6 protein-coding genes are annotated in these 15,100 nt (G+C 51.2%); all 6 read right to left on the minus strand.

Going from position 1 to position 15,100, the window contains the following annotated elements; genetic code table 11:
* Position 1: 1 nt before the first annotated feature.
* Genes dpdJ through dpdE form a run of 6 tightly spaced genes read right to left on the minus strand, consistent with a single transcriptional unit; the run spans position 2 to position 14,856 of the window.
* Positions 2-4,432, minus strand: a complete 4,431-nt coding sequence (gene dpdJ, locus DG357_RS02805; RefSeq protein WP_088204641.1) for a protein DpdJ — start codon at positions 4,430-4,432, stop codon at positions 2-4.
* Positions 4,433-4,436: 4 nt separating this feature from the next.
* Positions 4,437-5,258: a hypothetical protein gene (locus DG357_RS02810; protein ID WP_088204640.1), complete on the minus strand. Its 822-nt coding sequence runs from the start codon at positions 5,256-5,258 to the stop codon at positions 4,437-4,439.
* Entirely contained in the window at positions 5,255-8,410 is a 3,156-nt protein-coding gene (gene dpdH, locus DG357_RS02815) for a protein DpdH (protein ID WP_088204639.1), read from the minus strand. The genes DG357_RS02810 and dpdH overlap by 4 nt, the downstream gene beginning before the upstream one ends.
* On the minus strand, positions 8,407-9,279 hold the full coding sequence (gene dpdG / locus DG357_RS02820) for a protein DpdG (RefSeq protein WP_023295842.1): 873 nt from the start codon (positions 9,277-9,279) through the stop codon (positions 8,407-8,409). The genes dpdH and dpdG overlap by 4 nt, the downstream gene beginning before the upstream one ends.
* Positions 9,263-11,743 carry a protein DpdF gene (dpdF, locus tag DG357_RS02825; RefSeq protein WP_088204638.1) on the minus strand — a complete coding sequence of 827 codons (2,481 nt, stop codon included), beginning with the start codon at positions 11,741-11,743 and terminating at the stop codon, positions 9,263-9,265. The genes dpdG and dpdF overlap by 17 nt, the downstream gene beginning before the upstream one ends.
* Positions 11,743-14,856 carry a protein DpdE gene (gene dpdE, locus DG357_RS02830; protein ID WP_224222664.1) on the minus strand — a complete coding sequence of 1,038 codons (3,114 nt, stop codon included), beginning with the start codon at positions 14,854-14,856 and terminating at the stop codon, positions 11,743-11,745. Before dpdE ends, dpdF begins: the two co-directional genes overlap by 1 nt.
* Positions 14,857-15,100: the final 244 nt, after the last annotated feature.

The raw sequence follows: 15,100 nt of genomic DNA on the forward strand, positions 1-15,100 counted from the left end.
CTTACTGCAGGGCTTCAGCCAGTTCGACTCGCAACACGATGTTGCCGCCTCGATAGTCGACGGCCCCAATTCTCGGGTAGAGGTGCAGGCCGAAATAATCGACAGGTACCAGTTGTAACGCGGATACGGTCTGTACCACCTGTTGGCGGGCTTCCCGGGGGATCAGTAATTCAGCAAACCCTTCGCGAGAGATCGCCGTGTGGATCTGCGAAAGCCAGTCGCTGTCTGTCACATCAATCTGCGTCGCAGGTTGCCAGAACAAGGTGCTGAGCAGCAGCCTTTCCGTGAGTTTTGGCCCGTTATCAAAGGGGTTGTAGTAGCTGAGTATCGACTGGCGGATAGTATTGCCACGCTGCCACAGCATGCCCTGAATCTGGCAAAAACGGTCGAAAATTTTTGTGACGTTCGCTCCGGGAAGTTCCTGAATTGCCTGAGTATGGGCAAAAATGTTCAGGTTAATTTCATAACCGGCTTTGGCCTCCAGCGCCCGCCATTCGCGCAGATAGTCCAGCAAGCGCCGATCGTGAGAAAGCTGGCTGCCAGGGCGAAGGATGCGGGTATGCAGCACAGACATAAAGCTGTGAGAAAGCGCAAATCCTTGTTTTTTTAGCTCAGTACGTAGGTTTCCATTCGCAACCCGACGATCATGATGACTCTCCGCCAAGCGTAAATCGTTCAGCGTCTGCTGCAATGTGGTGTTTGAAGGGAGTTGCGAGAGCAGTTCGAAGAGATCGTCATCGATCTGCTCGTAGTCGCTGGCGGCAAAGCTACGAATAAACAGATTCAGCAGGGCGACCGGATCGCCGTGGAACGCTTCTTCGAGGCGGGTGATAATCCCGCAGCCCCCAGGCTCTGATTCGGTGAGCCAGATATCGAGTTGCTCCCCATCAAGAACGGCGTCAACAAGCAATCCTCTGTCGTCCACCTCAGGCAGCAACATATGGCTGGTCTGTTTTACGGCACCTGAGAAGGTGCTTATCAACAACGTCTGGAGCCACTGGCAAAAAGAGGCATTTTGGCTGAGGTCGTCAGTTAACACGGCGCTATGCGTATCAAGCATTGCAAGCAGTTCCGGCTCGTTGAACAGGCTCCTCAACTGCTGCTGTAGCTCCTGGCGCTCCGCTGAGCCCTCTCCATCTTCGTTGTTTTCAAAAATATTTTCGGCCTGGAACAGCGAATCGGCAATTGTCGCCAGCGACTCTCTGCCCTCCGGCGTGCGCAGAGCGTGAATTGCATCCGCGAGGGCTGTGCTGCTGACAATTTCTTTGGTCAGCGCCGCTATATAGCACTCGTAGATCCAGTCCGCGGTGAAACTGTCATATTCAAAACGAGCTTCACTGCTAATACAGTGGCGGAAATAGAGCGTTCTGAGAGACCCGGCTAACTTTGTATCATTCATGACCTGCTGATGCAGTGCGGAAGGCAGCGTAAAACTCAACTTCATGCCATCCACCCACTGGCGGGCACCTACTGCGACCGGGTGACCGTTTTCGACCCATCTAAAATTCACCCAGGCCTGCTGTTTGCTTTTACTCCGCAGCGAAGCGCTGGCGGCGGTGGCATAACGCGTCAGCTCAAGGGGGGTCATATGTTGATGTGTATAAAACGTGGCGGACCGCAACACTGTGCTCCATGGCCCCGCGGGGATCGCCATCGCTTCGGCATGGGCATCTGCGGAAAAGTGAGTGTGCCACGTCAACTGAGAATTACTCTTCTCCGTCAGATTCTGTTTGAAATCAAGAGCTCGGGTAAGAATTTGCAGAGGACGAATGACTTTTAGCTGCGATGCATCCGCAAGGGTTACCAGACACTCCGGCTGCCAGGTATCACCAAATGCCTCGTTGATCTCGAAATCGACGTCTGAAACCTGGTTCAGTTGCGGCACAAAATTGTTTGGCACCAGCCAATCGGCTTCCAGATCCGAATAAATGGCGTAGCGCTTGGAGATGCGGCCCGGTGCAAACTCCTTCAGGCCTTGAATAAATGGCAGATTTTCATATTTCGCAAAGCGGCGTTCAAGCTGGATGCTCAGTTCAGGCAAGTTCAACTCACTGAAGAGGGCTGCTGGAATAAACGAAGGTAGAGGTGAACGCCCCATCGATCTGTCTGCGCCGGGAATACCCATCAGCGACCACCGGGTGGTCAATTGGCGCTTCAAGGTCGGGAGCATCTCCATCATGATAGAGCGCGGCGGAGACCACATAACGCGCTGAAGTTGCGGCTCGGTTATTTTGAGCGCGTAGAATAAGTATTGTTCCAGTTCCTGCTGAGAGACATTCTTTTCCAGCACGGCGGAAATCAAAGTGAGTATGCGCTCTAGATGCCCTTGCTGCTCTTTGCTTTTGGGCGGATTGTTCAATAATGACCAGATGTTACTGCCAGGGATCTTCATGCTTAGCCAGTCCAGAGTTGCCATCGCTGCCTGCATTTTCTGGATATGGATATTGCCTAGAGGAAGCGACTGGCCCTTGATTTCCGGTGTCACTAACTCCTCATAACGTTGGTACACCACGCGATCGCGACCGAATTCTGACAGCACGACCACCATCCAGGGGCGCATGGTTCTTGAACGCCCGGCACGGCCTTTGCGTTGCAGATAAGAGGCGACATTGCGCGGTGCTTTATGCTGAATCACTACCCCGACTGAAGGATCGTTAAAGCCGACTTCCAGCGAGGCGGTTGCTACGACAATGTCGGCTTTAGGATTGACTCCAGCGTCCTGGCTGGATGTCCGCGCCACTATGGCACGATCGTGACCATCAAGAGGATGCCCAATATCGATCACCATTCGCCAATTTTGACCGGCAAGGGTCAATGCGTCGAGAGCACCACTGTTTTCGTTACGCTGAGCTGCGAGCGGAGTTTCGTTAGGCAGAAGTTGTTGTCCGCGCGTACGCCACCCTTCGGCATCGCAAAGCTGGTGGTAGAGGCGGTTATTGATATCAAGATCGTCGGTAAAGACGAAGGCTTTGCGACCCCAGGTGCCGTGCGACGCGGCTTTGCGGGTATCCATAATCCGGCGTGCCAGCATACTGGTTTGGATGGTGGTTGAGAGCAGAGCCGTTTGCGAAACGGGATCGCCCCGCAGTGCCAACAGATATTCAGCCCCTTCGTCTACCATCTCCTGGAAAGCGGGCTCAATGAGCATGACATGTTTTTTGTTGGCTCCTACCAAGTCTGCGAAGAACCGCTCAGCATCGCTCAACGTTGCCGAGAGGCCAACAAAATGCGGGCGGCAGCGCGCCAGTTGCATCCAGCGACGAAGTAGATAGGCAGTTTGCGCGCCGCTGTTGCCTGAATAGGTATGGACCTCATCGAGCAAAACCACCGGCGGTGCAATTACGTTCATGCCGACGCCGAACAGATGGCTGGCCTTGTTGTTGCCTAGATGCTGGTTGAGCATTTCAGTGGTGGTAAACAAAATATCCGGTGGGTTATTCATCAATGAGACGCGGGTGAGCACCACTTCATCTTCACCCACGCTGTGCGTGCAGTGCGTACAGCGCAAGATCTCTTTGCCCTGACGGATATCTTCCGCTTTCCAGCGCATTTCGCCTTGGCATTTTGGAGTGCTACAGCGTAGCAGATCAAAAGGAAGATCTTTGTCTTTATCAACGTACTGGATGCTGTACGGCGTATCGCCAAAGAATGAGCCAATGCGGATTTTTCGCCCTGAAAGTTTCTGTGCCTGGGTATCCACTTCACGGCATTTTACCCAAGTCTCCATAAACTGATCTTTAAGCAACTCTTTACGCGGATAAAGAGCCAGTGAGCGAACCCGCGCCGAGCAATCGCGTTGCAGATCGTTGATAAGTGACGTTAGAGCAGGCAGATAAAACGCCAGGGTTTTACCGCTGCCAGTGCCAGCACATACGATGGTGGCGGTTGCTTCTTTGGCGTGTGGGTGGCGGCTGTGAAAATCCCATGCCCTCAGGATGCGTGCCGTCGCCTTGGACTGAAAACCGGCTATGGAGAAATCACCGATAAGCGTTTGCAGGGCCTGACGTTTAATGTCGTTCATCCACTCAACGTCGGACCATTGATTCAGTACCTCTTCAGCCGGATGTATCCTTGCCGGGTAACTGCGCGGGCGGCGTATAAAGCGATAGTCAGCCACCAGCGACCGCGTGCGATTCAACTGCTGGCCGCGAAACCACTGGCGCTGATGGCGAAACAGATGAACAGATTCCGCCATACGAGTGCGATAAAGCCTCATTCCCTGAGTATTGGGGATGCTAAATAACATCGCGGCGTCTTGAAGATCCTGCATCAGCACTTTGCCGTTATCATCAGGAAAATGGTGGGCAAACAGGGACAGAATATCCGCATCCGTAAAGGCACCTTCCGTGTCTCCCCAGACTAGCAACTCGGCTTCGCGCCCTTCGAGCACGTCCAGCGCCGCATGCAGACGACTTATATCCTCAACAGTCATGTCACTATTTCCTTGTAATCACAAAGTCTTCCAACATGTCTTCATCTCGAAGCCACTCAAACACTTCTGTTGTCAATGCGCTCAGCGTTGGTTTGTTTCGCTGCGGGCCATTGATGCGATCAAGGAAGTTCTGCACCGCTTCTGGCCAGTCAGTTTTCATCATGCCGCGCAGGGTGTTCAGGTGCTCCGCCATTGCCCGGATCTTTGTCACGCTCTCGCCGTTCTCAGGCAAAGGTTGGATCAAGGTGTCAAACTTGTCGCGCAGGCTTAGGTATTCGTCAGCAATCTCTTTCAGTTTCTCGAGTTTCTGCTGAGCATCGAGGGTTTTGCTGTCTACCTGAATCTGCTGATGCAGGATTTGTTGCCACTCTTCCCATGCGTTTTTCAGCTGGTCGCTCAGAGTGCGGTGCAGGCTGAGCGCCTGGCTCACGCAGTTGGTCAGGGAGTCATTCTGAATGATGTCATATGCTGTAGGTTCCTGCGTTGCGATCACTCCATCCAGCGGTTCATCCGAGGCTTGCGTATCGGCAGCTACTTGGGTCTGATTATTCAGCCAGCGTCTCCACTGAGACAGCAAGTTATTGACACCGTTAACCACATTTTTGAGTTCATTTCGTTGATCTTCTCTCCAACTGACCCTCAGTTCAGGCGGCAGAAGTTGTAGGGCCGGGTACTGGTATTTAAGGCGACAATAATGTCCAGCGACGGTGTCAGTTTTTGAGAGCACTACGCCGCATTTCTCAATAATCTGCGTGGCTTTACTTGCTTGGACGCTTAAATCCAGTTGCTTCTGCATCTCTGCAAGCTGTTGGCGTAATGTACTCATTCATTCACTCCAGAGGCGCTGATATCAGCCGCCAGATTTTTCAGTCGCTCTTCAACTAGCGTGCAGGCATTTTTCAGTTTCGGTGCGTCACCCTTACTGTTTATCTGCTGTAGCGTAAAGCTGATTTTCGATTGAATATTCTGCCATTGCGCAAGAAGGTTACCGATACGGCTGACGTAATCACCATCCAGATGGGAAATGTCATGCCACAGCATGAAGGCATCTTTCTGTCTGACGAGGGAATTAAGCGTGAGCAGCGTGTTCAGGCTGGCCTCTGCGTCTACTCTTAATGCTTCAATTTCACCCAGCAACCATGATGAGTTTCTGATCTGCTCGGATTCCGAAGGGTAATATTGGGTGCGTACCGCTTCGATAAACATCTGCCACTCATCAAGAAGGGCAATGAAGTCATCCTGATTTTTTATATTTTCAAAGAGTTGTGCATTTTCGATAGTTGATGCGATCTCTTTGCGGGCTTTCTCTGCCGCACGCTGCACATCCGCTCCAAGCGGTTCCTTCTGGATCTCTCGCAACGCGGAGGTTACCACTTCGGCTTCAAGTGCTCGGACTGAGGTGAGCCCGGAACTTAATTCAGGGACGGCAACCAGAGAAAGCCATGCGTCGCGGGCGTCGTCCCACCCCTGAAGTGCTGCCTGCCGGGCTTCAGCCACTTTTATGCTGGAATGTGGTTTCTGGTTGGCCTCGAGTCCGTAGAAACAGAGATCGGATGGGCTTGTTTTGATTGTTCGTCCTTGATTCTTACCCTCAGTTCGACCGACGCCTTTCTGCGTCAGGCAAAGTGCATCAATGAGCTCCGTCGGATTTTCTTTGCCAGTCAACAGGCCCAACAGCAGCGCTTTTTGGTAATGATTACGCAGCGCAGGCTTCAGTTTCCGCGCCCGGGCATGGTTGATTGCAATCTCCGCGGTCTGCGGCACCCACCAACTGGCAAAGTTTTCATAGTGGGCGTAGTCTTCCATAGCTTCAGGGTAGCTAAGCCCTTCGCTTAAGTTGGCGTAATGCTGGATACGCAAAATCGCCAGCGACACGTTGTAGATCTCTATCCTGCGTAGCGGATCGTTGAGGTCTTTGAGTTCATAGAATTTCACAATAGCGTTCGAGGGATCTGAAGCCGCCAGTGGCAGGCTAATCAAAGGATTACGCTCAATCAGTGAAGGTCGCTCTGCCATACTGGAAAATTCCACTTGGGCATAGAGTTCATAGCAATTGTTAAGTCCTGCGCGCAGATCACTGGCAATTAATTGAGGTAAAACGGTTTTTTCATCGACCCAGGCTTTGAGATGTTTGATGAAAGCTAGCTCAGATTTCGGTTCAGGTTTAGGTTCAGGAACTGTAATACCGGTTGGTTTGTTAAGTTTTTCATCATCGTTGCCTCCTGCTGGTGGGGCAGAAATTTTACCGTTAATACGTTCGGCCAACTCAGTGAGACCAAAAGCTTTTGCTACTCCCGGCGGCAGTTGATTGCAGACTTTTTCCCAAGAGTCGCAGCCATAGCTCCAAAGTGCGGTCAATGACGCTGCACTGGTAACTCTGTTTCTGGTTAACTGATTTATGTTGTGAAGTATTTCTGTGCCAACGTCAATTCCTGCAAGGTTCGGCGGTGGAAATAGCCCGCGCTCTGCCTCAACACGGCAATCACGCAAAATATCCAGCAGGATACGGTTAATCACAATTCGTGGGTTAAAAGTCAGTTGGCCGCTGCTGTCACGGCAGTTTTTATCAGCCAGCGCACGGATAGCTTCGCGGTTAAACGGGAACAGCGGAACTTGCTGTTTGTCTGTCATACCAAAGTCCTTCAACCATTCCGGCTTTTCTTCGTCTTGCCAGACAGTCGGCCAATTTGCCTGGTTTTGCGCCCGCGACTGCTTCAGCGCCGTTGCGCCATGGCGCGCTGCATTCAGATAACGACCGCACAGTGACACAATACGCCCTTCGTTGTTGTCTCTGTCGGTGTGCTCAATGATCCACTCGTAGCCCGCTCGTGTCATCAGCGTTTCCTGACGCCGTTTGTAGCCCGGATAGTTATCGGTAACGGCAATAACCGAATGCACCGGGCATAGTGTTTTCACTCCATCACGCATGCCTTCTTCGATCAGACTGTCAATCAGTACATCTTCAATGGCCGAAATAGCTGCCATATCTTCCACCAAGATCACAAGGCGGCGATCTTGTGCGAGCAACTCACGGCGAATCTGCTGGAACAACTCCTGGAAGTTACCGCCGTTGAATGTAAAGAGTTTGGCAAATAGTGATTTTAACGCCGCATGCATCGCTTCATTCAGAACGCTTACAGCCTGAATGCGGGCTTTTTCATTATCATGTTCATCAATACGCGAGTGTCGAATATATTCACGAGCAAGCGACGACAGGTCATCTATGTTGTCTTGGAAAAAGAGATCGGCGGGTGCCAGTTCGTAATTATCGTGATCCTCATCCTCCTCTTTAAGCCCATCGCTCATTCGACTGGCGCGTTTATAGAGGCAATGATCTTGTTTGAGCAGATTCAGCTTAAAGTTAGGGTCAGTAATCAGGTTGCCAATGCCGTTTTCGACTTCTTCAATGATGGCTTCGAGTCGGTTCAGAAGATCTGCCGGGATCTCTTTCCCTTGCGATTCGTAATCTTGGCCGATCTTCATCGCTTCGTTATACATGCTTTCTAATTGATGAGACATCATGGTCAGCATCAGATCAGCGAGATCTTTAGCGGAGTGTTGTTCAGCCACATCATCAACACGCTTACGCGCGTCATCAAAAATTCCACCGTGCAGATTTTTCAGGATCAGCAGCAGAACCTGACGCAGGCTGGCGTTTTTCGGAATACGGACAATTTCCCACTGTGCCAGTTCGCCGTTTGCATGCAGATGGCTTTTTAGACGACAGTCAAGCCAGCGCACCAGATGTGATTTCCCCATCCCTGAACGGCCGATGAGTGGGATAGCCCGCTCGGTGGTGAGCAGTTGTGTAAACATGTCTTCGTCGCGGAGGGCTACCTGATTGTTGTTAACATCACGACGGGTAAGCACCATTGGCTCATGTACCGCTAGTAGTACATCATCCTGCAACTCTTCGGCTTCGTTACGGATGCACTGCTCGATATTTTCAAGTGACGGCCAGTAGTTCATGATACTCATTGTGCGGCCTCCCTGAGACGGACCTGGCTGACTGGGCGAATCTCACCATTGGGCAATTGTAGCGATAATGATGCGGCGTCATCGCTCCCAACGATCAGCTGAATTTTCTGGTCGATTTCCAAGCGACGCAGCGCAAGTGATGTGCTGGTGCTGATATTTTTACCTTCCGGAGCAGACCAGTTGCGTTCGCTCATGATCTCCTGCATTTTTACCCGGAATTCACCGCCGTCCATCATTGGCATCACTTCAGCCATATTGGCCATGAAGGTTTTAATGGAGAGGCTATTTTGTTCGCCAAAAATCTGCGGCAAAAAGCACTGAATCGCCCGGGTTGGATCGGTATAGTAGTTCTGGTCCGGCGCTAGTTCCAGAAAGCCCAAATAGCGTCCATATTCCCTGACCAGCTTTTCGGTATTGGAGTTAACGGTTTCGGTTGGAAGCCATCTTTGCAGTTTTTCAGTGATGATATTTGGGGCCAGCGGTTCCTTGCCGCCTAATGAGTGCTGCTGAAGATTCATCAAACAGGTTAGCACTCGCCACAATGGTTCACATTCCTTACCTTCAGCGATACCTTTTTCTTTGCAGGCATCAATGGTGCATTGCAGCACGCGCTGATAGAGCGGACGAGTCTCATTGGGCTGCGGCAGAATCCTCTCTTCTTCCATAGGCCAGAGTCCCAGTCGGCACCAAAAGGCGAGGTTCTCTCTGATTTTTCCCCAAGCGTTATCGTTAGCGGGCAGGTTATTGGGCCGATAGCGAGCCACAACCGCTTCCGGGGAAAGCGGTGCCTGGGCATTTTGTACAATGCGATCAAATAAGGGGATCAGCACCAGGCTGCTTCCTGGGTTTGCGTTATTGATGATTGACATGCTGTAGTTGCCTGATAAAAGTGTCCAAGGGTTGCGCGTTGCCTGCGCTTTCCCACCATTTTCTGTAAGGATGCTGCGGATCGGCCAGGTGCTGCGGGGCGATGATGATGCGTTCATATCGCGAGGCCGGTAGGTCCGGTAGCGCAGTGGCAGTGTTAGACACAATCACAATTTCCGCACTGTCCGAAGTGGGTGCAGCAAGTTTTTGCACGCACCAGAAGCGAGAGATGGAATCCAAGGCGCGTTCCAGATGCCTGAAATCGGCCTTATCTGCTCGGATGGTCTCGTAATCGCCAGAGCCGATCAACTGACGAAGCGGTACGCGGAGTTCTGATAGAAGAGCCCTCATTTCCAGTTCATCGGTGTAATACACTTTCCTGACGGCACCAGCGAAGCGCGCTCGTTTCTTCGGCGTCGCTCGTATAATTTCCACATCGGCCCCAACTGTTGGGGAGAACGCGCCTTTACCCTGAGCCCGACACCCCGGGCATCCGCCGCAAGTGATTTCTGGCGCATGGTGCTGATAAATATAAAATTTTCTTAGTATCTGGCACAGGGGAGGTCGAGGGTCGAGGATCCACGTTTTTAACAAGGTAAATGCCGCGCGGCGCTTAGCTAGTTCTTCTTGGCGGGCCCTATCAACAAAGGTGTTCCAATACTCTTCAGAGTGGTGCGAGTCGTTGCAGTGGCGAATATGCACTTTGTTGTAATACTGGGCAAACCAGTCGTGAACTGCCTGAGCGTTTTCTTCTTCATCTTTTCGCAGGTTTTCTGGCAGCTCAGGGGCTGCGAACACTAGCTCAATCAGCCCGGTGCGCTGCATCAATAGTAAGGTTCTGCGGTTCCAGGCTTGATTTCGATCGCCCTGATAGTCGATATGATCGGGTTTAGTATCCAGTGAGATGCTGTAACTGGCGATGTCGCTGGGCTGGTACCGCTTAAACATGGCCATCCAACGCTGGTAGCCTTTTTCGACGCTGATAAGTTTTTCAACCGAAAGGCTTTCTGCCGTCTCCATTTGTGCACTATGCCAGACCAGATGCGCCTGGCAGGCTTTGCCATCACGCCCGGCGCGTCCACATTCCTGATAATAGCGATCGATATTTTCCGGAATGGCGGCATGAATGACCGAACGGACGTTGCTTTTATTCATTCCTACCCCAAACGCCGAGGTGGCAACCATGATGTCCAGTTGGTCGCTTGCCCATTGTGAAATCAGTTTTTTGCGAGCTAGGGTTTCCGTGTCGCCATGGAACAGGCCAACACGCTGGTATTGCTGTTGCTGAAGTCGGAGATGCCAGTTTTCCGCTTCTTCCTTCGTGGTGCAATAGAGGATGAGCGGGCGTGGGAGCGTCATTAGCAACTGCTCCACGCGCTGCTGATGCGCACCAGGGGTGGGCTCAGCATGTACGAAGTATTCGGGTTCGGGGCGCAGGAAGTTCGCTGTAATCTCAATCAGTTCGCTGTCATCTGAGCGGAACTGCTCAACAATCACATCACGGGTGTTCTGGCTCCAGGTGGCGGAGAGCAGCAGGGTGCGAAAACGGCATCCGGGCTGGGCTTTTAATGAACGAATCAGCGGCGCAATCAGCTGAAAATCAGGGCGGAATTCAGCGCCCCACTGGTCTATAAGATGGGCTTCGTCGATAACGACGGCACCTATTAGGTTATTTTTCGCCAGGTCAAACAGTACCGGAACCAGCGACGATTTTGCCGCCTCCGGCGAACAAAAGAGCACGCGCTGTGAGCCGTTTCTCAACCGCTCTTTCAGCGTCTGGCGCGTTGTGTGATCCTGACCGCCAACCCAGGCATAGGTTCCTCCGTGATCCTGCTCAGCCTGCCGCAGCATGTCCCGCATAAAATCCGCTTGTTCTATGGCGAGGGCGACCGTTGGGACAATCACCAGCGTTAACGAACCGAACGGCGCACTGATGGCCTGGATTTGCGTGATAAGGCTTTTACCGCAGCTGGTGGGGAGATTCACCACCAGAGTGCTGTTGACGTCGGAGGTGAGCAGCGTGCGGATTGCCGCCTGCTGTCCGAAGCCACGGTAGTGCGTATGGGGCGTGTCGACCAGCAAGTTCTTGAGCGCCGGATCCATTTCCGGCTGCAATAAGTTACGTCGGGTTCGGCTCTGGTAAGTGGCCCGGGTGCTCGTCAGGTCCGCTTCAGCAGCGAGTGACAATATCTGTCCCACGACGGATTTTTCCAGCCCCCAAAGTGGGTCTGGGGTCTCCGTCAGCGACGGTGGAGAAGGCAGCCAGGGATCTTCGATGCCGTTCACCTGTGCAGTGCGAAGGGCATCGGCATAGCCGGCAAAAATATCATTCAGGCCTGCAGTAGGGTCGATGATGATATTCATTAACCGCATGAAGAAGGGATTTTCAATCCCCTCTTTGAAGGTAACGTCATCGGTAAAATAGGTGGTTAGCGCAAACTGCAGACGTGACCATTGTTCCGTCATCAGGCGACTCCAGATAAAATATTGCTACTGCAAAGAATGATCGCTTTTACCGACATCAGCTGGATATAAGCGTTGGCTTGAGACAAATCACGCTGTTTTTGCAGCGCTTTATCATATACCTGCTCAACCTGTTCTTTCCACGCATCAGCGGAAATCAGCTCTTCAATTTCTTGCCATCTAGTGGCTCGCAGATTGAGGTCCACATAACTTTTTGTGGCAGAAGGGGTCTTGCTGTACTCGCTGTTCAGCATTCCAAGCAGTTGTGGATTTGTCACCTGAGAACCGTCTGCAGCTACCCACTCCTCAACAATGCGTGGCGGCTCCAGTTCATCGCATTGACGAAGAGTGGCGTAAGGGCTTAGCGGATCGCAGCCAGTAATGAGCCAACTCATCTGAAAGAAATAGCGAGGTTCATTTAGTTCTGCGTTAATCATACGTAGCATCGCCACCGAACTGCCCCGCGCGTCCTGATTCAGTAACTGCCAGATCGCATCGACGAAAGGTTGGCCGTAACGCAAGGGATAAACCGTTGTCCCGTCAATGGCAGGGATACGTTCTGCACTCATTAGATGGGTAGACGGTGGATTGCCTCCCTCTTTGTCGAAGCTGAGCATGCAGGTTGACAGAAAAGTTTTAAAATCTACCAGCGTCCCAGAACTGCGTTCAGCTAGTTCAAAACTAAAACGCATCCCTTCTTCAGCATTTCCTGATGAACGGAAACGCAATCCTTGAGAGATCCATGGCGTAAGTGCTTTACACTGTTCTGCTGCAATGAGATCGTCATTACTAAGTTGCTGAGCGAAAAGTGCCGCTTGCGAGACTTCTTCATCCATCGCCAGCAATTTTTCCTGCATGTTGATTTTGTTGGTCTCTCTGACCAAAACGCCATTTTCGCCAGGAAATTCTGCCGCAAGGTTTCCCAGCACTTGTGGGCCTTCGAGGAATAGTCTGTTCCAGGCATCACCGATATAGTCATCCAGTACGAACTGCAGGCTAGCGATGGTATTGTTAAATACGCCAATGCTGTTCACCAGAATGTCGGCCCACTGATTGCGTAAGCTATCGGTCACATGGTTTTTTAGTATCAGGCTTTGAACCGGTTTGATACCACGCAGGTTGGCGCTGTAGCGGTTGAGACGGCCCAGACGTTGCTCAATCCGACTGCAGGATCGCGGCAAACCATAATGAACGGCCAGACGACGTCCTCCGTGGAGATTCAGCCCATCCTCGCCGCTTCTATCGCACAATAGAACCCGAACGGGGGTTTGAGCCTGAGTGAACTGTAGTGGTTGGCCTGGCTGATAGCGTTCTATCGGGTAATCCAGCAGAATGCTCATCTTAACTGACAGGTGCTGCGCTAGTTCAGGACGATCGCAGAAGACAATAGCTTTGCCATCTGGAAATTGATTTAACCAATCATTAAGCGATGCGGCCAGCATATTGTCGATAGCTTGTTGCTCATTTTTAGCCGTCGAGACGATATGTTCCAGTAAGGCTTGCTCATCCTTGGGCAGTCCAGTTGACTCTGTGAGAATGGCTTTTGCCCGCTGCAGAACACAAATCGGACTGGAAAAGAGATCGTCAATCCAGGCGATGTAGTTCGCTTCTTTTAACGACCAATGCTGGTTTTGCGGTAGTACGGCCATAGCGCGATACTCTTCCAGCAACTCATCCAGGGTTAGTCCTTCGGTTTGCCAGTGAGATTCCCTCACTCCGTTCAGACCAGGGAAGAGAAGATCCAGATTCAGATTTTTGCTTTCATCCTGACTCAGTGCAACCTGACGGCGATTTCTCAGCAGACGGTGGTGGATGCGGTAATTCTCGCCAAGATGTAGTCTTATCGCTTTAATACCCGCTTCACGTTCAGGAGTTGGCTGAGAAAATCTCCCAATCAGTGGAAACAGTCCTTGGCATAACGTTGCCAACTGATGGTCGTCGGGGAATTGCACCAGAACCTCTTCAAGGTTACGGCGAAGACTAATATTAGACACAGATGGAACTAGAGAAGAGAAAACACCGCCAAGGCTCTCACGGTTTTTCACTAGTTCGGTGAAGGCATGCAGATGGTTTTCATCAATCTGGAATGCTTCCGGATTGATGCAGTGCAGCATCGACAGGAAGTTGCGCTCATGGCCATGCAGCGGCGTACCGGTGAGAAGCAATGCGTAATGTGCTTTCTGACATGTTTGTGATATCAGTTTGAAATCATCACGCTGTTCTTCGTCCGTAGACCACGGCCAGTCGGCAATTTGATGGACTTCATCAATAGTAATCAGGGATGGTGAGAATCCTCTGCTCAGCAGGAGGCATGCCTCAGAATAACTACAGATAACAATCCCTTGTGCAGCACCATCTTGCTTTAACAAGGAGAGCATTGCTGAAACACCAACGAGCAACTGTTTTAGCTGAAAACGTTCACCTAATTCTTCCCGCCACTGGCTGACGAGTTGGCTTGGCACGGCGATAAGCATACTGACATGCCCCGCTTCTTCCAGAGCATGTTCACGGATAACCATACCTGCTTCAATGGTTTTCCCAAGACCCACTTCATCTGCCAGAATATATTTCGGCGTTTTATCTTGTAATACTCGCCGTACAACGGCCAGTTGATGTGGTTCCAGTTCGACAGCGCTGCTGGAAATGGATGCTAGACCCCGGCAGGAAGCGCGTTGCTGGATATAGGTCTTGATGAAGGAGTGTCGGCGAGGAAAGAAGAAGGGAGCGTCATTGGCCTGGTAAGCCAGAAAATGTGCAGGATTAATAGGTTTATCGGGTGCTTTGTTCAGTATGAAGATCTTATCGATAGGCAGCGTCGTTGCGTCATCTTCGCGAAAAATGACCAAAAAATCACCATTAGGTCGCGATCCACCGAATCGAGCGCGCGTCCAACGTTGACTTTGTGGTTCAAGACAGTAGACGACAGCTTCTTCATGGGGAAGGGTCGGTGTCAAGTTCTCAAGGCTAATCGCAACCTGACGTGTATAGGGGTGTGCTGGTGACTCAAAAAAAGCAACAGTTGCATTATTTGCCTCAATATCAATGCTGACGACTTTTCCGATACCGTCAAAACTCTCGGAAGCAACCAACGACCCTATAGGTAATATGTTCATCATCACAATCCTTGAAATTATCTTCGCATGTATGATTTGTGCGAAAAATGAACAGTCATGGGATGAAGTAAGGGGTTTCCATGCCTGAACGACACACATTGAGAAGCAAAAGTTCAGTCGATACTGACAGGATACTGAGATGAATCCCATATTCAAGTGAAAAAAATCAAAGTTCTTAGTAGATTCACAAATAACACAGTAAGTGAATAGCTTTCTTTGTAGTGATTGATTTCTATACGTAAAACCC

This window comes from Enterobacter bugandensis (assembly GCF_900324475.1).
GTDB classification, from domain to species: domain Bacteria; phylum Pseudomonadota; class Gammaproteobacteria; order Enterobacterales; family Enterobacteriaceae; genus Enterobacter; species Enterobacter bugandensis.

What these genes read in the sequence shown, in the direction of transcription:
- DG357_RS02810 (WP_088204640.1), bottom strand. Translation starts at nt 5,258, where the DNA reads ATGAGTACATTACGCCAACAGCTTGCAGAGATGCAGAAGCAACTGGAT.
- dpdE (WP_224222664.1), bottom strand. Translation starts at nt 14,856, where the DNA reads ATGATGAACATATTACCTATAGGGTCGTTGGTTGCTTCCGAGAGTTTT.
- dpdJ (WP_088204641.1), bottom strand. Translation starts at nt 4,432, where the DNA reads ATGACTGTTGAGGATATAAGTCGTCTGCATGCGGCGCTGGACGTGCTC.
- dpdH (WP_088204639.1), bottom strand. Translation starts at nt 8,410, where the DNA reads ATGAGTATCATGAACTACTGGCCGTCACTTGAAAATATCGAGCAGTGC.
- dpdF (WP_088204638.1), bottom strand. Translation starts at nt 11,743, where the DNA reads ATGACGGAACAATGGTCACGTCTGCAGTTTGCGCTAACCACCTATTTT.
- dpdG (WP_023295842.1), bottom strand. Translation starts at nt 9,279, where the DNA reads ATGTCAATCATCAATAACGCAAACCCAGGAAGCAGCCTGGTGCTGATC.